The 20,515-nt window shown below is 66.6% G+C and carries 15 protein-coding genes; 4 read left to right on the plus strand and 11 right to left on the minus strand.

Annotation, left to right across the window (positions count from 1 at the left end; genetic code table 11):
• Positions 1-42 precede the first annotated feature (42 nt).
• The 3 genes from AC13GI_RS12070 to AC13GI_RS12080 are packed head-to-tail and all read right to left on the minus strand — an operon-like array spanning position 43 to position 1,901.
• Positions 43-477: an SseB family protein gene (locus AC13GI_RS12070; protein ID WP_236511533.1), complete on the minus strand. Its 435-nt coding sequence runs from the start codon at positions 475-477 to the stop codon at positions 43-45.
• Between the two features lie 50 nt (positions 478-527).
• Positions 528-863, minus strand: a complete 336-nt coding sequence (locus tag AC13GI_RS12075; RefSeq protein ID WP_482996370.1) for a hypothetical protein — start codon at positions 861-863, stop codon at positions 528-530.
• A gap of 3 nt (positions 864-866) precedes the next feature.
• On the minus strand, positions 867-1,901 hold the full coding sequence (locus AC13GI_RS12080; protein ID WP_482996371.1) for a S41 family peptidase: 1,035 nt from the start codon (positions 1,899-1,901) through the stop codon (positions 867-869).
• A gap of 391 nt (positions 1,902-2,292) precedes the next feature.
• Between AC13GI_RS12080 and AC13GI_RS12085 the strand changes: the two genes are divergently transcribed.
• Positions 2,293-2,715, plus strand: coding sequence for a hypothetical protein (locus AC13GI_RS12085; RefSeq protein ID WP_482996372.1), 423 nt, complete (start codon positions 2,293-2,295; stop codon positions 2,713-2,715).
• 185 nt (positions 2,716-2,900) lie between these two features.
• Here the strand turns inward: AC13GI_RS12085 and AC13GI_RS12090 are convergent, their stop codons facing one another.
• The 6 genes from AC13GI_RS12090 to AC13GI_RS12115 form a co-directional block, all read right to left on the minus strand.
• A complete protein-coding gene (locus tag AC13GI_RS12090; protein WP_482996373.1) occupies positions 2,901-5,948 on the minus strand; it encodes an autotransporter family protein in 3,048 nt (1,015 codons plus the stop codon).
• A 415-nt stretch (positions 5,949-6,363) separates the two neighbouring features.
• A complete protein-coding gene (locus AC13GI_RS12095; protein WP_482996374.1) occupies positions 6,364-7,431 on the minus strand; it encodes an acyltransferase family protein in 1,068 nt (355 codons plus the stop codon).
• A gap of 2 nt (positions 7,432-7,433) precedes the next feature.
• Positions 7,434-8,582: an N-acetylglucosamine-6-phosphate deacetylase gene (gene nagA / locus AC13GI_RS12100; protein WP_482996375.1), complete on the minus strand. Its 1,149-nt coding sequence runs from the start codon at positions 8,580-8,582 to the stop codon at positions 7,434-7,436.
• The gene (locus AC13GI_RS12105) at positions 8,582-9,610 is read right to left on the minus strand and encodes an SIS domain-containing protein (RefSeq protein ID WP_317220827.1); all 1,029 of its coding nucleotides are present in this window, start codon (positions 9,608-9,610) and stop codon (positions 8,582-8,584) included. The genes nagA and AC13GI_RS12105 overlap by 1 nt, the downstream gene beginning before the upstream one ends.
• 7 nt (positions 9,611-9,617) lie before the next feature.
• On the minus strand, positions 9,618-10,685 hold the full coding sequence (locus AC13GI_RS12110) for a LacI family DNA-binding transcriptional regulator (protein WP_099821016.1): 1,068 nt from the start codon (positions 10,683-10,685) through the stop codon (positions 9,618-9,620).
• 39 nt (positions 10,686-10,724) lie between these two features.
• The gene (locus AC13GI_RS12115; protein WP_099820931.1) at positions 10,725-12,017 is read right to left on the minus strand and encodes a sugar MFS transporter; all 1,293 of its coding nucleotides are present in this window, start codon (positions 12,015-12,017) and stop codon (positions 10,725-10,727) included.
• A 385-nt stretch (positions 12,018-12,402) separates the two neighbouring features.
• Here AC13GI_RS12115 and AC13GI_RS12120 point away from each other — a divergent pair, with 385 nt between their 5' ends.
• From AC13GI_RS12120 to AC13GI_RS12130, 3 genes are all read left to right on the plus strand, one after another.
• Positions 12,403-13,419 (plus strand): glucokinase family protein, encoded by a 1,017-nt coding sequence (locus AC13GI_RS12120; RefSeq protein ID WP_482996376.1) that lies wholly within the window; start codon positions 12,403-12,405, stop codon positions 13,417-13,419.
• A gap of 143 nt (positions 13,420-13,562) precedes the next feature.
• On the plus strand, positions 13,563-16,226 hold the full coding sequence (locus AC13GI_RS12125) for a TonB-dependent receptor (RefSeq protein ID WP_099820929.1): 2,664 nt from the start codon (positions 13,563-13,565) through the stop codon (positions 16,224-16,226).
• Between the two features lie 112 nt (positions 16,227-16,338).
• The gene (locus AC13GI_RS12130) at positions 16,339-18,693 is read left to right on the plus strand and encodes a beta-N-acetylhexosaminidase (protein ID WP_482996377.1); all 2,355 of its coding nucleotides are present in this window, start codon (positions 16,339-16,341) and stop codon (positions 18,691-18,693) included.
• Positions 18,694-18,938: 245 nt separating this feature from the next.
• Here AC13GI_RS12130 and AC13GI_RS12135 read toward each other — a convergent pair whose 3' ends face one another.
• A complete protein-coding gene (locus AC13GI_RS12135; RefSeq protein WP_482996378.1) occupies positions 18,939-19,331 on the minus strand; it encodes a VanZ family protein in 393 nt (130 codons plus the stop codon).
• Positions 19,328-20,512 (minus strand): class I SAM-dependent methyltransferase, encoded by a 1,185-nt coding sequence (locus AC13GI_RS12140; protein WP_205406343.1) that lies wholly within the window; start codon positions 20,510-20,512, stop codon positions 19,328-19,330. The genes AC13GI_RS12135 and AC13GI_RS12140 overlap by 4 nt, the downstream gene beginning before the upstream one ends.
• Positions 20,513-20,515: the final 3 nt, after the last annotated feature.

Here is a 20,515-nt window from a genome sequence, read left to right on the forward strand (position 1 = left end):
CATCGGGTAGTGCCGGCCGCTGGCCGGCAACCACAGCTTCTATCAGTGCGCCATCCCACGTGTGATCGCCGCAGCACGTTCCTTCAGCTGCGCCACCGCATCAGGGATCATCTCCATGCCCACGTCCAGGCCCGGGTTCAGCACCAGGCCAACGCCCTCGCCGATGCCCGACAGCAGCGCATGTACCGCGATGGGCATGGCATGGGCGAACTGCGGCAGCTGCTCATGCCAGATTTCCGCGCGCTCGGGCGCAGTGAACACCGCGAACATCGGCTCGCCGCCTTCGCTGGTCAGCACCAGCGGCGAAATGCTCTCGTCCCAGGCACCGTCTTCGCCGATGGCCTTGTCCAGCAGCACGAACACCGGCGCGGTCAGCAGGCCGTCGAGGAACTGAGAAGCCGTAAGGGTTCCGTCCTGGGCCTGCAGCAGGCGCACTTCCAGGTCGTTGGCGGGTTCGAACGGCATTTCGTGGTCCATGGTCGGTTCCGGTACGTGATTGCTGGCTGCAACTTTAGCAGGCCGCGTCCTCAACCACCGTGCCCTTGCCGCCACATCCACCCTGCCACTGCCAGCCCGGCCACCACCACCAGCATCACCGGCAAGCCGAAGCGGTGTCGCCACGGGATCGGCACCCCGCCCAGCTGCTGGTCCATGCTTTCGGTATCCAGCACCCAGCCATGCTCGCAGCCGGTGCAGGCCAGCTCATAGCGGCGCTGGTAGACGAAGCCGAACAGCAGGTCGATGCGCGCCATCTTGTAGCGCAGCTGCGGGGCGAACTCGGTTTCAGCCTGGCAGCGCAGGCAGTGGTGGGACTCGGTCGGGCCGACGATCATCACCCTCTCGTGTTGGCCGATCAGCAGCATGGTTCAGCCGTCCTTGCAGGCCGGCTGGGCGAGCAACCATGCTTCTGCGGCCAGCAGGGTGGAAGGGCCACTAGGCGTGATCTGGTCGGGCTGCAGCTTGGCGCCATCGCCCTGTCCACTGCGGTCGGTCATCACATTCCCTGTCAGCACAAGCATCGAGCCATCTACCAGAGGAACCGGGCGGTTGCCGGTGGAAAGGCCCGCGCTGGGCTGGCCGAAACTGCGGCTGCCCGGCTGACCGCGGAACGCCAGCGCCACGGCCTCGCCGGAACTGGCCGTGCCTGCACCCATCACGACCGCGACAGGTGCGGGCGACACCCGCAACGTGTAGGTGGCCTGACGCGAGCGCAGCGAGCCATTGCCGCCGGCCGTCACCGCTCCCTCCCCCTGCCGCCAGGGCTGCAGGCCGCCAGCACTGCGGAACCCACCAATCACACCTCCCTCGGGATCCGTGGTTCCATGCAGCAACGGCAACAGTCCCAACAGCATGGGCCACATATTGCCGCCGCCATTGCTGCTTACATCCACCACCCAACCGCACCGTGCACCATCATCCAAGGTGGCGATGCGCTGCTGCAGCGCCAGCGCGTACGCCTTGCGCGCCGTATAGCGCTCCTGCTCGCTCTTTCGCAGATCCTCAACGAAGGGGCTCACCTGCAATATGCCGATGCGTGGGTTGTCCTGCCGAGGCGCGGACAAGGCAGCGCTCTGGCCCCCGTTCAAACGCTGGGCGCGCTGGGAACGTTGGTGCTGCTCGCCGGGCGAGATCCATCGCCCATGCCCTCCGCTGCTGCGTGCAGCCGCCTCATCCAGCACACGGCGTTGCAGAACGCGGTCACTGCCAGCGGCAGCCAGCTGCATGCGCACCTCGCTCCAGTCCACGCGGTCACGATACAGCGACTGCGTTTCCAGCAGTTGCAACATCTGGTCACGTGCTTCAGGCGTAGGCAGTTCGACCGCAGCTTCCGCCGCTCCGGCAGCGGATGGAATCAGAAGCATGCCGAGCATGGCTACGCGCGCATCCCTGTACTTCAGCATTGACGACTCCGTGTCATGTAGTGAATGGGAAGAATAACTGTGTCCAATGGCCTGGCGCTATCACGCAACGCGTCGTTTCTGGCACGACATTCACCCGCCGAGAATCTGCAACTTCACTCATTCCAACAGGTCGGCCAGCGTGTGAAATTCCTTATGCCAGCGCGTTCTGTGTTGGCCGGGATTGGCGTCCTGAATGAAGCTTTCAGAGGCGGGCTTGCAACGACGTTGCAGGACCGAACAATGCACCGTCCGTCGTTCTGCGGCGGGCGGTGCGAGGGGATCTTCCGGATCCGCCGGCTTCATTTCCTCTGGAAAGCTTCACCGGCACGCCAACCCGCACCGCCCGCCACCTTGCATCCCGCGGGTGGCCTTGCCCTGTGAGGTTGCTGCCATGACCACGCTCTACCCCACCTATCCCCGCCTGCACACACTGCTGGGTGATGCCCTGCCCGACCTGCAGCTGTCCAACGCCACTGCCGAGGCACTGGAAGACGCGCTGACCGAAGCCGATGAAGCCGCTCCCACGCCCGCCTTTTTCAAGCGGTTGCGCGACATCACGCGCTGCCACGCCGCCGACGGCGAGCCGTGGACGGAACTGCGCATCACGCCGGCACGTGCGCGCGATCTGGCCGGCACCACGCGCTGCCTGCTGGCATTGTCTGCGCTGGGTGGTGTGTTGTTGGCCACGCAGGCCGCGCGTGAACTGGACGGCGCGGATGCGCAGTGCCCGCCGCTGACGGAGGAAGGGTTGCTGTATGCGGTGCAGCTGCTGGCCGATCACGCGGGTGCGTTGCTGGGTCGATCGCCGTTGTAATGCGGCGGCGTGGGCATTGATTGACTGCTGCCAGCGCCTGCCGACCAAGGTCGGCATCTACCGGGTCATGGCGCCGGTTGGATTCGTGTCGACCAAGGTCGACACCTACCAGAGCGGTGCATGGCGCCCGTTGGATTCGTGCCGACTGAGGTCGGCACCCACCAAAGCCGCCAACGCGGCGGGCATCACCAATCCGCACGCAGGCCGATGTTGCCTTCGATGATGCGGCGCTTGCCGTTGTCGCTGCCACCGACCTCGCGGGTGTAGTCGGCCACGGCATACGCGCTGATCGTGCGGTTGAAGCGCCCGACCACGCCGACACCGGCTTCCAGTGCGCGCGAGCGCTGCGAATTGATGATCGCGTCGCTATCGAACAGGATGCGGTCCTCGCCCGAGCGACCGTGCCAGTAATTCAACTTGAAGTACGGCTGCCAGCCGTTATCGGCCAGTTGATAGTCGCCCGCCAGGCGCAGGCCGACACGGCCGGTCCAGGCGTTGTCGTTGTCGAAGGAAATGGTGGACACCAGATCGCGCTGGTCATCCAGCGAACTGCGCTGCCAGATCACCTGCAGTTGCGGCTCCAGCCACCACGATGACTGCCCGACCTGCAGCAGTGGCTTGCCCGCTTCAAGCGACAGCGTGGTGCCGTCGCCCTTGAGGTCGATGCCCAGCCCGCGCGACGAACGCGTGCGGCCGTCGTAGCGGCTCTGCATCGCCACCGCGTCGATGTAGCCGCCACTGCTGTCAGTCAACGTCCAGTACAGGCCCACGTGCTTGTCGTCCAACCGGCTCTGACCGACCAGCACGTTGTCCCAGCCAATGGCCAGGCCGGTGATCCTGCCATCGGCGCGGGTGCGGCCGACGAACACACCGATCTGGTTGCGGTGGCTGTCGGCGGCAGCGGCCCATACATCCAGGCCCGCCTGCACGCCCATCACGTCGCCATCGAAGCCGGGCCGTGCATCGCCCTTCCAGTGGATCTCGCTGCTCTGCCCCACCAGCCGCCCCCACGCGGTGCGGAACGCGCCCTGGCTGTACAGCAGGCGTTGTTCGCCCTGGCGCTCGTGGAAGGTACCCAGGCTGGCCAGCGAGGTCTCACGCAGCAGCGGGGGTACCACGGCGTAGGCAGCGGTCTCCAGGCGGTACAGCGGCACCAGGCCGTTCTCGTCCGGCGCGGCGGGCCTTGCCCCCGCGCTGGGCGGCGGCGAACCGGTACCGGGCAGGCTGCCACCAGCCACCGGCACGTCCGGCACCGGTGGATCGCTGGGCGGTGCTACGGGCGGCGGTTCCGGCGGCGGCGGCGGTGGCGCGGTCTCACCGGCGGTCAGGTTCGGATCGATGGCACCTTCCGGTGGCGGTGGTGGTGCCGGGGGAATCGGCGGCGGCGGTGCGACCGGCGGTGTCGGCGGCGGCGGCGGAAGTACTTCACCGCCGCCGTTGGGCGCGGGTGCCGGCCCGGCCGCCAGGGTCGAACGCAGGTACCAGTTCTCGCCGGTGCCGGCGCTGACACCGCCCTTGAACAGGAAGTACTCGTAGGCGCCGGCCGAGACCGATGCGAACAACGAGAACGCGCCTGGCGCGGTGGTTGCGCCGTTCAACGCCTGCACCACCAGGATGCCGTCGACCAGCGTGGCCGATCCTCCGCCACCGGCGTTGATGATGCCCAGACCGGTGCTGCCGGTGGCGGTGCCGCCATCAAAGACCAGTCGGTCGCTGGCTGAGTCGTCCGCACCCAGCACGGTCTGCAGGTACACGCCACCGCCGTCGCCGCGGTAGTTGCCACGGATGGTGAAGGCATCACCGGCGCCGCCACTGTTGGTCAGGTCAATGCGGCCGGCGTTGACCATGTTCACCAGCGCGCTGCCGGCGAACGGTCGGATCGCGTGGTTGCCGCCCCCCGCAAACAGGGTGCTGGTCTCATCCACGATCACGCTGCCGGTAGCGGTGGCACTGTCGCCCAGCACCAGATCGCCATCGAAGGTGAGCTCGGTGCTGCTGGCCAGGCTGATCGCTTCCCAGTTCTGGAAGCGCCCGACGCCAGCGGTCTTGACGTTGTTGAAGCCGAGACGGTCGGTGCCGGTGCCACCATCGAACAGTGGCACGGCGCCCAGATTGGCCTGGTTGAGATTGCTGAGGGTCGCGACGTCATCGTCGGGCCCCATGTCGATGGCGCCGTAGACGATGCCGCCACCATTCCAGTTGAAGGTGTCGTTGCCGGTGCTCAGCAGCACCTGGCCGCGCACGGTGCCACCGGTGATGGTGACGCTGTCGGTGCCGCCACTGACGCTGATGTTGCCGCCGATGTAGGCGTCGTTGGAGATGATGACGGTGTCCTGGTCGAAGCCGGTGACCACGTTGCCGTCGACGGTGCCGCCGGACATGTCCCACAGGTTCTTGTCCAGCTTCATGTTGACGCGGCCGATGCGGCCACCGGTCATCCACGCCTGGTCGCCATCTTCGAACGCGCCGACGATGCGGCCACCGCTCATGCGGAAGGTATCGATGTTGTCGCCCTGCTGCAGGGCACCGATGGTGCCGCCGGTCATGACGAAATCATCGCGGCCACTGCCCTGCGTCACCAGTCCGGTGATGGTGCCGGCGTTGACGGTCAGCTGGTCATCGCCATTGCCTTGGTCGAGGCTGTCGATGGTGCCGCCGCTGAGCAGCAGCACGTCGTTGCCATCGCCCTGCTGCACGCCGCCGCTGATGCTGCCGGCCAGCATCTGCAGGCGATCGTTGCCGGCACCGAACTGCACGCCGCCGGTGCCGCCGCTGATGGTGCCGCGGTTGACCACGCTGCTGTCGCCGGCGCCACTGAACTGCAGTGCGATACCGCTGCCGGAACTGATGCTGCCGGTGTTGTCGACGCGGCTGCCGGCGCCGAGCTGCACCGCGGTACCGCTCGCCGAGTTGATGGCGCCCAGATTGGTGAGCACGTGCCCGCCGGCGCCGAGCAGGGAGACGGCGCTGCCCGCGCCGGCCTGCTGCAGCTGCGCGCCGTTGCCAACATTCACGGTGATGCCCGCCGCGCCACTGGCACTGATTGCTGCGGTCTCGGGATTGGGGGCAGCGCTGCTGCAGGTGACGGTCTGCCCGGCGACGGGAGCCGTCGCATCGCAACCAGCCCAGGCGGCCGGGGCGGACAGGGCGAGCAACGAGGGCATCGCCAGGATCTGCAGCAGGGAAACGGTCAAACAGCGCCGGCGTAACCCGCGCGGGACGACATGGGACATACGGCACTCCTGGGTCGGGGGATCAGGAACTGCGGATGTTCTGTACGACACTGCAGACGCAGTCTGCCCTGCCATGAATGGTTTCGATAGGTGAATTTATCGGCAGTCGGTCACGCTTTGGTTGTGAAGCCGGGAAGTGCTCACGCGGTCCGCATGTCGATGAATCCGTTCACGTCGAATGATCCGTGGAGAGCATCCACGCATGGCGTGGATCTACTGCACTCCTGGCCCAGTAGATCCACGCCAAGCGTGGATGACCCGCAAGCCCCAGCCCAGTAGATCCACGCCATGCGTGGATGACCCACAACCCACCAGCCCAGTAGATCCACGCCATGCGTGGATGACCCACAACCCACCAGCCCAGTAGATCCACGCCATGCGTGGATGCGCCGTTCGCTACGACCTTTGCCCGCGCTCAGATCTTCAGATAAATGCGACGCCGGTCCAGCCACCACGCCACACCCCACCACAGCGCAACGAATACCAACGCCTGCAGCATCGAGGCCAGCTCCAATGCCTGTGGCATCGCCGCAGCCAGTTGCTGCCAGACCCACCCCCAGGCACCGGTCGCCAGCAGGATCACCGACATCACCGAGGCCCCCAGATAGGCGGTGATCGCATTGACGCCGAAGCGACGGCCCAGTGCGGGCCATCCTTTGCGGTCGATCAGCACGTGGCCCAGCCACAACGCCAGCGCGGCCAGCCCCCCGGTCCACAGCACGTAGCTGGGCGTCCACAGCTGCTTGTTGAGCGGCAGTACGGTCGCCAGCAGCAGGCCGAGCACGGCGGCGACCGCACCGAGCGCAGCCAATGCACCGGCGCGACCACGGCGCAGCAGGCCACCGGCCAGCAGGCCCAGCACCGTGGTGGCCAACGCGCCGAGGCTGCTGAGCAATCCTTCAGGGTCATGGCCCAGGCCGGTATCGGCTTGCCATTGGTAGATCCATGGCGCGAACAGGGTGGTATCCAGACGGCTGGCCGGATTGGTCCACGGCGCCAGATCGCCGATGCCCAGCAGCAGCGCTGCATACCCCACCAGCAGTGCTACCAGCACGCCCACCTGCACGCGCGGACGCGTATACACCGCCAGCACGCCCACCACTGCCGCACACAGCGCGATGCGCTGCAGCACGCCCCAGATGCGGAAATGGTGCGTGTGCAGTGCCCACCACACCAGCAGGTGCAGCAGCACACCGGCAACGGCGATGCGCAGTGCGCGTTCCAGCACGCCACGTGCAAGTGCCGGCCGTGCAGCTGGATCCAGCGCGCGCGGTGCGACGCTGAAGGCCATCGACACGCCCACCAGGAACAGGAAGAACGGGAACACCAGGTCTGTAGGCGTGCAGCCGTGCCATTCAGAATGGCGCAGCGGTGCGAACACCGCACTCCAGTCACCGGGGTTGTTGACCAGCAGCATCGCCGCCACGGTCATACCGCGCAAAGCGTCGATCGAGCCCAACCGGCGTGGCGGCGTGCTGCTCATCGTCAAGCCGCCTCGTACTGTCCGGCGATCCACGTACCACGCACCTGCAGTGCATCGTCCAGCAGCACCAGGTCGGCCTGGTAGCCCTCGGCGATATGACCCAGGCGGTCATCAACATTGAGGAACTGCGCCGGATAGGTCGAGGCCATGCGCGCAGCTTCGGCCAGCGGTTGGCGCAGCAGCTGCACGGTGTTGCGCACGGCGGTGGCCATGTCCAGCGCCGAACCAGCCAGCGAGCCAGCGGCGTTGCGCACTACGCCATCGATGGCAGTGATGGTTTCGCCATACAGCACGTAGCTGGGATCGTCGGCACCGACCGGCGGCATCGCATCGGTCACCAGCAGCAGGCGGCCGCGCGGCTTGGCCGCCAGCGCCACGCGCAGGCTGGCCGGATGCACGTGCACGCCATCGACGATGATGCCGATCCAGCTGTCGCGATCTTCCAGCGCCGCGCCGACCGCACCGGGCTCGCGCCCCTGCAGCGGCGACATCGCGTTGTACAGATGGGTGAAGCCACGCACGCCGGCATCGAGGCCGGCACGGATCTCTTCATAGGTACCGGCGGTGTGACCGGCGGCAACGATCACCCCGCGTTCGACCAGCGCGCGGATGGTCTCCAGCGGTACGCGCTCCGGTGCCAGGGTCAGCAGGGTCACGCCATTGTCCAGCGACGTCGCCAGTTCGATCTCTTCCGCGTCTGGCACGCGGAACTTGCTGGCATCGTGCGTGCCTTTGCGCGCTGGTGCGATGTACGGGCCTTCCAGGTGGATGCCGATCACGCCCGGCACACCCAGTGCAATGGCCTCGCGCAGCGCACCGATCGCCTCGCGCATCACACCAAGGTCATCGCTGATCAGGGTCGGCAGCATCGCGGTGGTGCCGAAGCGGCGATGCGCACGCGCAATCGTACGCAACGCCTCTACGTCGGGTGTGTTGTTGAACAGCGCGCCGCCACCGCCATTGACCTGCACATCGATGAAGCCGGGCAGCAGCCAGCCGCCCCCCAGGTCGACCTGCTCGTCGGCCGTGCCCAGCTGCGGCGCAGCGTCGGGCAGCAGCGCGCTGATGTGGCCGTCTTCGATGACCACCGCAAGATCATCGCGGAACTCATCGCCGGCAAGCATGCGGGCATTGCGCAGGACGGTTGCCATCACACCGTCTCCGTAACCTTGTTCAGATGCGGCGGCAGATCCGGGTTGAAGCCGCGGCGCAGTGCCAGCGCGTTGATCGCGCGGTAGAAGCTCTGCACCGTCAGCAGCGGCGCGCACAGCGGATGCGGCGCGGCGGCGACGGGCAGGTTGCCGCCGGCACCGGCCAGCCACACCTGGGCGCCACGTGCGGTGAATTCTTCGGCCACGGCACGGGTGCCGGCACCGGTTTCATCGGGCTGGGCAAAGGCCAGCACCGGGAAGCCGCGATCGACCAGCGCCATCGGACCATGTTTGACCTCGGCCGAGCTGTAGGCCTCGGCGTGCAGGCTGCAGGTTTCCTTGAACTTCAGCGCGGCCTCCTGCGCTGCGCCGAGGCCCAGGCCACGGCCGAGCACGAACAGGTTGTTGGCCTCCACCAGGCCATCGGTCACTGCGCTCCAGTCGCACTGCCAGGCCTCGCGCATCGCATCGGGCAGCAGGTCCAAGGCATTGCGCAGCGCGCTGTCCTGCTTCCAGTATGCGGCCAGCTGCAGCAGCGCGGACAACGAAGCCAGGTAACTCTTGGTCGCCGCCACGCTTTTTTCCACGCCGGCATGCAGCGGGATGACCGTGTCGGCAAGCTGTGCCAGCGGCGAATCCTCGACGTTGACCAGCGCCACCACGCGCGCGCCAGCGGCCTTGGCCGCCTCGGCATTGCGCAGCAGGTCCGGGCTCTTGCCGGACTGCGAGATGACGATGAACAACGCACCGCGCAGCTGCAGCGGTGCGGCGTAGACCGAACCCACCGACGGCGAGGCCGAGGCAACGACCAGGCCCAGCTGGGTTTCCAGCAGGTACTTGCCATAGGTCGCGGCATGGTCGGAGCTGCCGCGTGCGCAGGTCACCACGAACGGCGGCGGCGCAGCGCGCAGGCTGGCTGCCAGCGTCTCCATCACGGCATGGTTGCGGGCGAACTGGCGGGCAACGACCTCGGCCGCTTCGGCGGCCTCGGCGAACATCAGGGTAGCGGTGGGGTCGGACAGCGACATGGCAGGCTCAGGAAGGATCGGAAGGAAGGGGGCGGGCGGCGGCAGGACGCATCGGTGCGGTCGAGCCACGCACCACCAGCTGTGGCACGAAGCCCTGGTTGTGCAGCGGCGCCGGCGCATCGTCGTAGGCATCACTGCGCAGCTGCGCGATCAGCAGGCGCGCGGCATGGCGGGCGATGTCCTCGGTGGCCTGCTTGGCGGTGGTCAGCGGCGGCCACGACTGGCGCGAGAACGGGCTGTCCTCGAAGCCGGCGATGGACAGGTCGTAGGGCACGTTCATGCCGGCCGACTTCGCGGCGGCCAGCACGCCGGCAGCGATTTCATCGTTGGAACCGAAGATGGCGGTAGGCGGTTCGCGCAGTGCAAGCAGGCGCCGCGCGCCGCGGAAACCATCGTCGAAGGTGTAATCGCCCTGCACCACCAGATGCTTGTCCACGGTCATGCCGTAGTCCTTCAGCGCGGCCTCGTAACCGGCGTAGCGTTCGCCCGACGACCGGTGCGAGGTGCCACCCCAGAGGAAGCCGATACGCTGGTGGCCCAGCTGGATCAGGTGTTCGGTGATTTCGTAGGCGGCTTCGCGGTCGTCGACGAACACGCAGGCGCCATCGGCCGGATCTTCGGTAGCGGCGATGATCCGTACCAGCTTGATGCCCCGTGCGGTCAGCGCCTGGATCAGATCGCGACGTTCGGACATCGGTGCGGTCAGCACCAGCCCGGCCAGGCGCGAACGCTGCACCCAGTCGGCCAGTTCATCGGCCAGCAGCGGCGAACTGGAATCGCACGGATGGATCTGCAGGCCGAAGCCGGTTTCGCGGCAGGCAGCGAGCACGCCGTTCTGCACGCCGATGATGTGGTACGGGTTCGGGTTGTCGTACACCAGCCCGATCACGAAGGTGGTGCCGCTGCGCAGGTTGCGCGCGGAGGGATCGGGTTCGTAGTCGAGCTCGGCGATGGCACGCAGCACCCGCGCACGGGTGGCCTGCATCACCGAGGGCTCGTTGTTGATCACCCGCGACACCGTCTTCAGCGAGACCTTGGCCTTTTCGGCAACGTCCTTGATGGTCGCTCTGCGCATCGGCTTTTCCTGGGGTTGGCTGCCGTCCATCATCGCCGATCAGCCCTTGTCCTGCGGCAGGCCGACGCGATGGCCGACCACCGAGTAGAACAGGATGTACAGGTAGCACGGCACCATCAGCAGCAGGAACACCAGCTGGAAGTCGATGTGCTGCTTGAGCACGGCGAACAGCTGCGGAATGATCGCGCCGCCGGCGATGCCCATCACCAGCAGCGCCGAACCGGTTTCGGTGAAGCGGCCCAGGCCACGGATCGCCAGCGGGAAGATCGCCGGCCACATCATCGCGTTGGCAAAGCCCAGCAGTGCCACAAAGGCAACCGACACATAGCCATGGGTGAAGAAGGCGCCCAGGCAGAACACCACGCCCAGTACTGCGGAAATGGTCAGGTAGCGCGACTGCGAGACCACCTTCGGGATCAGCAGCAGGCCGACCACGTAGCCCACCAGCATCGCGCCCAAGGTGAGCGAGGTGAACATCTTGGTCTGGTCCAGCGGCAGGTCGAAGCCATGACCGTAGGTACCGATGGCATCACCGGCCATCACTTCCACGCCGACGTAGACGAACAGGCACAGCACGCCCAGCCACAGGTGCGGGAACTGGAAGATGCTGCTGCGCTCGGCCTTGCCCGGTGCGCCGGCCGGGGTGGCATTGGCCTCGGAGGCCTTGATTTCAGGCAGCGGCGAGAACAATACCGCGACCGCCAGCACCACCAGCAAGCCGGCCATGGCCAGGTACGGCGCGTGGATCTTGGCGGCGAATTCGTTCAGCAGCTGCGCCTTGGTCGCTTCGTCGGCAGCGGCCACCGTGGCCGACAGATCGCCGATGCCGTGCAGCACCACCGTGCCGATCAGCACCGGCGCCAGCATGCCGGCGATCTTGTTGCAGATGCCCATCATCGCGATGCGCCGTGCGGCGGTTTCAATCGGGCCGAGGATGGAGATGTACGGATTGATCGCGGTCTGCAGCAAGGCAAGTCCACTACCGATCACGAACAGGCCGCCGAGCGCGCCGGGATACCAGCGCTGGGTGGCGAATTCGCCGAACAGCGCCGCGCCGCCGGCCATCACCAGCAGGCTCAGGCTCAGGCCCTTCTTCATGCCGGTGCGGCGCAGGATCCACGAGGCCGGCAGGGCCAGGAAGAAGTAGGACAGGTAGAACACCATCAGCACCAGGAAGGCGCCGACCTCGCTGAGCTCGAAGGCGAGTTTGACGAAGGTGATCAACGGGCCGTTGAGCCAGGTGAAGAAGCCGATCAGGAAAAACAGCACGCCGACGATGGCGATGGACGAGGCCACGTTCGGGCGTGCGCTTGCAGCGGGGACGGCTGACATCAGGAAGGCTCCTGCGGCGACGGCCGCAGAACACGGCGTCGGAGAGTGGCTGGGAACAACGTTGTCACATTCTTTCGGTGGACGACGACCGTTTGTCAACTTCCATGCACGGGCCACCACACCGGATGCTGCACTGCGCAACGCGCTTGCGCGGCCATCCGCTGAATGCGCTTCGCCCTTGAAGCCCCTTGCTGCAACGGTTCTGCAATGGATGCCGCACTCACGCCATGTAAACGTTTACGGCGATCTGCATTCGCTGCGGCGCAGCAACGAAAGTGTCACGAACTCGTTGACATCGTTGTCAACGCGGTTACAGACTCCGCCCCAATCGCCGGCTTCATCGTTGCCCTTCCCGGGGCCGGCCCCACCTGCTGCAGGAGCCCGCGTGACCGCCAGCCATCCCGCCCCGGCCCATGTCCTGTCCCGCGTCGCGCCCTCGTTCCTGGCCGCCGACGTTGGCGGCACCCATGTGCGTGTCGCCCGGGTCCAGGCCAGCGGCGACGATGCCCATCCGGTGCAGGTGCTCGATTACCGCAAGTACCGCAACGCCGACCATGCCGGGCTCAGCGCGATCCTCGCCGACTTCCTGGCCGAAGGCCCGCGCCCGTCGCACTGCGTGGTCGCCACCGCCGGCTATGCCCGCGAAGACGGCACGGTGATCACCGCCAACGTGCCATGGCCGTTGTCGGCGCGGCAGATCGAGGCCGACGTCGGCCTGCAGCGGGTGCACATCGTCAATGACTTCGAAGCCGTGGCCTATGCAGCCGCGCAGGTCGATGCCAGTGGCGTTCTGCACCTGTGTGGCCCGGACAGTGCACCGCGCGGCCCGACCCTGGTGGTCGGCCCCGGCACCGGCCTGGGCGCAGCGTTGTGGATTCCCACGGCCAACGGCCCGGTGGTGCTGGCCACCGAAGCCGGCCAGCCGACCCTGGCCGCCAGCACCGAACTGGAAATGGCGATCGTCCGCCACATGCAGCGCGACCGCGCGCATGTGTCGATCGAACATGCGATCTCCGGCCCCGGCCTGATGAACCTGTACCGCGCGATCTGCGCGCTGCAGGACCAGTCACAGGCGCTGGCCAGCCCCGATGCGGTCACCGCTGCGGCAATGGCCGGTAGCGATCCGCTGGCACGGCAGGCGCTGGATGTGTTCTGCGGCCTGCTCGGCAGCACCATCGGCGACATGGCCCTGTTCTATGGCGCCCACGGCGGGGTCTACCTGGCCGGTGGAATCCTGCCGCAGATCCGCGAGTACCTGCGTACCAGCACCTTCGTCGAACGCTACCTGCAGAAGGGGCCGATGGGCGAGGCGCTGGCACGCATCCCGGTGAAGGTGGTCGAACACGGACAGCTGGGCGTGATCGGCGCTGCCAGCTGGTACCTGCTCCACGCCGACGCCTGAACCTGCAAACGGCTTCAACGCAATCGCAGCACGCAGTACGTGGCACGCCAATGCCCGGGACATCGCCGCCGCCCCGCGCACGTCATCGCAACCGCAATCCCATATCGCCGCCGGCATCCAATCGAGTGATGAGGAGAGACATCATGAATACCCGCAAGACCTTGCTTTCGGCCGCCATCGTCAGCTGCATCGCCTTCAGTGCGCACGCGCAGCAGGCCGCCCCGACCGCCACCGATCTGGACACCGTCACCGTTACCGGTATCCGCGGTTCGATGGAAAAGTCGCTGGACACCAAGCGCGAAGCCAATGCGCGCGTGGAAGTGGTCACCGCCGAAGACGTGGGCAAGCTGCCGGCGCACAACGTTGCCGATACCCTGCAGCGCCTGCCGGGCGTCAACATCAGCTCGTCCAGCGCCGATGAAGGCGGCTTCGACGAAGCCGACCGTGTCAGCCTGCGCGGCACCAGCCCCAGCCTCACCCAGACCCTGATCAACGGCCACACCGTCGGTTCGGCCGACTGGTTCGTGCTCAGCCAGGGCAACAACGTCGGCCGCAGCGTCAGCTACTCGCTGCTGCCGTCGGAACTGGTGAGCTCGGTGGAAGTGAACAAGTCCTCGCAGGCCAAGCTGCAGGACGGTGGCACCACCGGTACCGTCAACATCATCACCCGCAAGCCGCTGGAGTTCTCCAAGCAGTTCACCGCTGAAGGCTCGATCGGCATGGTGCGTTCGGACCAGGCCAAGTCGAACGACCCGCAGTACTCGGCGCTGTTCAACTATAAGAACGACGAAGGCACCTTCGGCGTGATGGTGCAGGGCTTCAGCCAGAAGCGCGAACTGCGCCGTGAAGCGCAGGAAATTCCGGGTGGCTTCTTCAAGATCGGCGCCGACGATCCCGTCGCCAAGACCAACCCGGACCTGATCGGCGTCAACGTTCCCGGCCTGCTGGGTTCGACCCTGTTCGAACAGACCCGTGAGCGCAAGGGTGGCCTGGTCTCGCTGCAGTTCAAGCCGACCGATACCCTTACCTTGGGCCTGAACGGTTTCAGCTCCAAGCTGGAAGCCAACAACTACAACCGCAACTTCATGATGTTCGGCAACAGCTTCGCCAAGTCGCAGGCGCCGAATCCGGGCTATGTGGTCAAGGACGGCGTGCTGACCAACGCCACCTACGCGGGCGTGCCGGGCACCAATTACGCGGTGTACGACATGATCTACCGCGAGTCGACGGCCAAGTCGAGCTACGTCACCTTCGATGCCGACTGGCAGATCAGCGACAGCCTGACCGCCAAGTTCCAGGCCGGCAGCACCAAGGGCACCGGTGAGACCCCGCGCCAGTACATCGCCGAGGTCACCGTGGGCAGCGGCGGTGGCGCCAGCTGGGCTACCCATGGCGCCGGCTCGCCGATCGACTGGAACGTCGGCGGCGACCTCTCGCCCAACGGCGTCACCAGCTTCGGCACCTGGGGCAACCAGCAGGTCACCGCCGAAGACAAGGAGAAGTGGGCCACGCTCGACTTCAACCAGTACTTCAACGATGGCGGCGTGCTGAGCTCCATCGACTTCGGCCTGCGCTTTGCCGACCACAAGCGCGAAGCGCTGTCGCCGGAGGGTGCAACCCCGGGTGACATCTGGAGCGCGCTGAAGAACGGTGCCACCTCCAACTATCCGAACGGTTTCGCTGGCGATATCGGCGGCAACTTCCCGCGCAACATCTGGTACTTCACCCCGGGTGCGCTGAAGGACGCGGTGACCAACAACTCCACCTGGCTTGCCGGCAACGACGGCCCCACCGGCCGCCACAACTACGGTGCCGAGTGGCAGGTGAAGGAAAAGAACTTCGCCGGTTACGTGCAGGCCAACTTCCGCGGTGACTGGTGGAGCGGCAACGTCGGCCTGCGCTACGTCAACATCAAGCAGGACATCAACACCTACAACGCCGTAAGCAAGGCCGCCGACGCAGATGTCAGCAGCCTGTTCGGCATGTGGGAGAGCGTGGCCTTCCAGAACAAGCGCAACCGCGTGCTGCCCAGCGCCAACATCAAGTTCGACCTGGACGACAAGCTGGTGCTGCGCGTAGCCGCTTCGCAGACCCAGACCCTGCCGGACTACTCGGCGCTGGGCGCATCGTCGTACGGTTCGGACCTGAACCGGACCGGCGGCGGCGGCAACCCGAACCTCAAGCCGACCCTGTCCACCAACCTGGATGCCAACCTGGAGTGGTACTTCATGCCGCGCGGCCTGCTGTCGATCGGCGCCTACCACATGGACCTGAAGGACTACATCGCCTTCGACGTGGTCTCGCGCCAGCTGTACAGCGAACTGACCAACCAGCTTGAGACCTACCAGATCTCCACCCCGATCAATGCCGACGGCAAGGTCACCGGCGTGGAAGTGGCCTACGAGCAGCCGATCGGCGAGTACTTCGGCGTCAATGCCAACTACACCTACGCCAACGGCACGACCGCCCACACCTGGTCGGACGGCTCGCACAACCTGCTGGGCACCTCGAAGAACACCTACAACGTGGGTGCCTACTTCGAGAACGAGCGTTTCGGCGCGCGGGTCAGCTACACCCACCGTTCCTCGTTCCTGATCAGCCTGTCGGGCACCAACCCGTACTACCAGGATGACTTCGGCACGCTGTCGGCGTCACTGAGCTTCAAGGCCACCGACTGGCTGAGCATCAGCCTGGATGGCCTGAACCTCAACAACCCGACCTACAAGTACTACCAGACCGCGGCCATCCCGACCTCGTTCTACAGCAACGGTCGCCAGTACTACCTGAACTTCCGCTTCAAGTACTGATCCAGCGGCAGCTTCATCGCCGAGTCGTGCACGCACGCCGGGCCTGGGTCATTCCGGGCCCGGCGTTTTTCATGTATAGCGAACATCGCACCCGATCCAAGGAGTCCTTCCGATGACGAAGCCCACCCGCGCCAGGATGCGCAGCCTCCTGTTGCTGGGCAGCCTGCTGGCCGCCCTGCCCGTGCTGCCGGCACTGGCCGCCGATGCCCCGGCACTCGATACCGGCCCCGGCCCGCAGCTGCGCGCCGGCAGCCTGATGTTGATTCCCGCACCGGCCAACGTGCAGCGCGGCAACGGCGCGGGCATCACCGTCGGCGCGGGCACCGTGCTGCAGGCCGATGGCGAAGCCGCACAGCGCGTCGCTGCACAGTTCGCCGACCTGCTGGCGCGCAGTGGTGGGCCGCGCCTGGCGGTGGCCAACGGCAAGGCCGCGGCCAAGGCGGGCAACATCCGCTTCCAGATCGTGCCGACCTTCCGCGACAGCGGCGAGGGCTACACGCTGGAAAGCACCGCGCAGGGCGTGCTGGTGCAGGCCGGCAACGAGACCGGCTTGTTCTACGGCGCCACCACCCTGGCCCAGCTCGCCACCGGCGGCAGCAACGGCGTGCTGCCGGCCGTGCAGATCCAGGATGCGCCGCGTTTCAGCTGGCGCGGCTTCATGCTCGACTCGGCGCGGCACTTCCAGAGCCTGGACGAAATCAAGCGCGTGCTCGATGCGATGGCCGCGCACAAGCTCAACACCTTCCACTGGCACCTGACCGACGACCAGGGCTGGCGCATGGAGATCAAGCGCTACCCGAAGCTGACCGGCGTCGGCAGCTGCCGCCTGCCGGCCGGTGACGGCGGCATCGATCCCGTCAGCGGCAAGGAGCATCCGTACTGCGGCTTCTACACGCAGGATCAGATCCGCGAAGTGATCGCCTACGCCGCCGCGCTGCATATCCAGGTGATTCCGGAGATCGATGTCCCCGGCCACGCCACGGCGGCGATCGCCGCTTATCCGGAACTGGGCACGATCAATACGCCACTGAAGCCGTTGAGCGAATGGGGCGTGTTCCCGAACCTGTTCAACGTCGAGGACGGCACCGTCACCTTCCTGGAAAACGTGCTGGAAGAAGTCATCGCCCTGTTCCCGGCCAGGTACGTGCACGTGGGTGGCGACGAGGCAGTGAAGGACCAGTGGGAGGCGTCAAAACAGGTGCAGCAGCGCATGCGCGCGCTCGGCATCAAGGATGAGATGGCCATGCAGAGCCACATCATCAAGCGCCTGGAAACCTTCCTGGAACAACACGACCGTCGCCTGATCGGCTGGGACGAAATCCTTGAAGGCGGCCTGCCGCCGCAGGCCACGGTGATGTCCTGGCGCGGTACCGAGGGCGGGTTGGCCGCGGCCAGCGCGGGCCACGATGTGGTGATGTCGCCGGTCAGCCACCTGTACCTGGACTACCTGCAGACCGCATCGCCGAACGAGCCGCCGGGCCGGCCGACGCAGGTGAACCTGGCCAAGCTCTACAACTACGAACCGGTGCCGGCCGAACTGGCCGCCGACAAGCGCGGTCACATCCTCGGCCTGCAGGCGAACATGTTCACCGAGCACACGCGCACCTACGCGCGTCTGCAGCACAACCTGTTCCCGCGACTGGCCGCCGTGGCCGAGACCGGCTGGAGCACGCCGGAGCATCGTGATTTCCGCGACTTCCTGGCGCGCCTGCCCTCGCAGCTGCAGCGCTATCGGGCCTGGGGCCTGGCGTATGCGCAGACGCCGTTCGAAGTAGGCGTGGCCTATACCGATGACCGCGTGGCGGGCACGGTGACCGTGTCGCTGGCCAACCCGCTGGGCTATGAAGTGCGCTACAGCAGCGACGGAAAGCCGGTGACCGCGCAGTCGCCGCTGTACCAGCAGCCGCTGACGTCCACGCTGCCGGCGACGGTGCAGGCCGCTGCGTTCTACCAGGGCCAGCCACTGGCCGCGAAGCCGACGGTGGCGTCGTACACCGCGCAGTCGCTGCTGTCGCGGCACAGCGAAGAGCTGCGCAGCTGCGTGGGCGAGAAGGGCCTGGTACTGCGCCTGGAAGACGATGGCCCACGCGAAGGTGCGCGTGCGGTGTTCACCGTCGACATCTTCCAGCCGTGCTGGCGCTGGCCGCAGGCACAGCTCGATGGCATCGGCAGCGTGGAAGTGCGTGCGGGCCGCATTCCGTACTACTTCCAGCTGGCCCACGACGAGCCGAAGCGCCGCTTCGAAAAGGCCCGGAGCGCACACGGCGAAATGCTGATCCGTCGCGGTGACTGCACCGGCAAGGTGCTGGCGCAGGTGCCGCTGCCGGCGCAGACCGATGCCGACGGCTTCGTGACCCTGCGCGCGGATTTGCCGAAGGGCACCTCGGGTACGGGCGATCTGTGCATCAACTTCACCGGCGACACGCGCCCGGCGATGTGGGTGCTGGATGAGATGACGCTCCGGTAGCTGCCAACCTTGGTTGGCGCCGTGGAGATTCATCCACGCATGGCGTGGATCTACTGGTCGACGCCAACCTTGGTTGGCGATGGGGAGATTCATCCACGCATGGCGTGGATCTACCGGTCGACGCCAACCTTGGTTGGCGATGGGGAGGTCCATCCACGCATGGCGTGGATCTACTGTAGAGCCGAGCCCATGCTCGGCTGCTTTTCAATCGGCAAGCCGAGCATGGGCTCGGCTCTACAGGAACGTTACCCCCGCCAGCGCAACAGGATGTCGCGCAGCGGGGTCAATGCGGTGGCCATCCCCGCCAACACGCCGATGGTGTTGGCCACCGCATCCATCGGATCGGCCATGCGGTTGCTGGTCAACGCGCCCTGCGCAAATTCGATGCCGATGCCCATCAGCACCAGGCCAGCCCCCACCCACAGCAGCGGACGGCCATGCCGGAACAGCTGCACCGCGCTGCCGGCCAGAATGAAATAGGCCAGGAAATGCTCGCCCTTGTCGCTGTTTTCCGGCAGCGGAATCGGCGGCGGCGGAATCAGGCAGACCACGATCACCGTCAGCACCGCCAACACCCACAGCGCGCTCCACAGGCGTGGCCGCCGCAGCGGCTTGATCACCGGCAACGCTGCACTCACAGGCGCCAGCTCAGGTCGCCCAGTTCGAAGGCCGGTTCGAAATCAACGTCGCGCTGCAGGCCAATGGCCTGGAACCGCTCGCCCATCTCGGTCGGCAGGGTCAGCTTCTTCACCTGGTCGCGCAGCTGGATGCGGCCCACTTCATCGGTGCGCTCCTCGGCCAGGGTCAGTACCTGGTCCAGGCCGTTGCCGAGCAGGAAACTGGCCTGGCTGCAGTAGCCGGCCAGGTCGAAACCGCCGTGCAGGCCGGCCTCGGCCATGGCAGTGAAATCGACCGATGCGGTGATGTCCTGCAGGCCCGGCCAACGATGGATCTCGTTGTGCACGTGGTGGCGGTAGAACGCGCGTACGGTGCCATCATCGCGCTCTTCCTGATAGAACTCGCCCCGGTTGTAGCCGTAATCCACGAACAGCATCGCGCCACGGCGCAGGCCGCCGGCCACTGCCTGCAACCAGTACGGCAGCTGCGGCAGCACCTCGGAACGGTAGCCGTCGGCAAAGGGCTTTTCCAGGTAGCGTTCGAGATGGCGCACCGCGCCGTTGAGCAGCAGGTCGGCCGGCTGCGCGCCACGGATGAAGTTGCCCTGCCCGTCCAGTTCGACGGTTTCCTCGTACACCTCGCCGTCCTTGATCAGGAAGCGCGGTGTCGGCAGCGCATCGATCACCTCATTGGCGAACACCACGCCGTCCCAGTCGTCCTCGAACGGACGATCCAGCCATTCCACCCGGCTGGCCAGCTCGGGCGGCAGGTTCTGCTGCAGGCGCTCCTGCTGGCGCTGGCGCAGGTCCGCGCTGGGTTCGAGGATCGCGTAGCGGGCCGGCAATGCGTCCAGCTCGGCCAGGCGCAGCAGCACCGCCTCGGCGAAGGCACCGGTGCCGCCACCCAGTTCCAGCATCCGTGCCTGTGCATCAAGCTGGCCGAACACCGGCGCCAGTGCATTGGCCACGCTGCCGGCGAACAGGCTGCCCAGCTCGGGGGCGGTGGTGAAATCGCCACTGCCGCCGAATTTGCTGGCACCGGCGCTGTAGTAACCCCAGCCCGGCGTGTACAGGCACAGCTCCATGAAGCGGGAGAACGGCATCGCCCCGCCCTGTGCGAGGATCTCGGCACGCAGGGCGGCGGCCAGCTGGTCGCTGTGGGCCAGGGCATCGGCTTCGGGCAGGGGGAAGGTAGGCTGCATGGC

Source organism: Stenotrophomonas sp. 82F1 (assembly GCF_056861525.1).

Coding starts and splice junctions, on each gene's coding strand:
- AC13GI_RS12070 (WP_236511533.1), bottom strand. CDS start 477: ATGGACCACGAAATGCCGTTCGAACCCGCCAACGACCTGGAAGTGCGC.
- AC13GI_RS12075 (WP_482996370.1), bottom strand. CDS start 863: ATGCTGCTGATCGGCCAACACGAGAGGGTGATGATCGTCGGCCCGACC.
- AC13GI_RS12080 (WP_482996371.1), bottom strand. CDS start 1,901: ATGCTGAAGTACAGGGATGCGCGCGTAGCCATGCTCGGCATGCTTCTG.
- AC13GI_RS12085 (WP_482996372.1), top strand. CDS start 2,293: ATGACCACGCTCTACCCCACCTATCCCCGCCTGCACACACTGCTGGGT.
- AC13GI_RS12090 (WP_482996373.1), bottom strand. CDS start 5,948: ATGTCCCATGTCGTCCCGCGCGGGTTACGCCGGCGCTGTTTGACCGTT.
- AC13GI_RS12095 (WP_482996374.1), bottom strand. CDS start 7,431: ATGAGCAGCACGCCGCCACGCCGGTTGGGCTCGATCGACGCTTTGCGC.
- nagA (WP_482996375.1), bottom strand. CDS start 8,582: ATGGCAACCGTCCTGCGCAATGCCCGCATGCTTGCCGGCGATGAGTTC.
- AC13GI_RS12105 (WP_317220827.1), bottom strand. CDS start 9,610: ATGTCGCTGTCCGACCCCACCGCTACCCTGATGTTCGCCGAGGCCGCC.
- AC13GI_RS12110 (WP_099821016.1), bottom strand. CDS start 10,685: ATGCGCAGAGCGACCATCAAGGACGTTGCCGAAAAGGCCAAGGTCTCG.
- AC13GI_RS12115 (WP_099820931.1), bottom strand. CDS start 12,017: ATGTCAGCCGTCCCCGCTGCAAGCGCACGCCCGAACGTGGCCTCGTCC.
- AC13GI_RS12125 (WP_099820929.1), top strand. CDS start 13,563: ATGAATACCCGCAAGACCTTGCTTTCGGCCGCCATCGTCAGCTGCATC.
- AC13GI_RS12130 (WP_482996377.1), top strand. CDS start 16,339: ATGACGAAGCCCACCCGCGCCAGGATGCGCAGCCTCCTGTTGCTGGGC.
- AC13GI_RS12140 (WP_205406343.1), bottom strand. CDS start 20,512: ATGCAGCCTACCTTCCCCCTGCCCGAAGCCGATGCCCTGGCCCACAGC.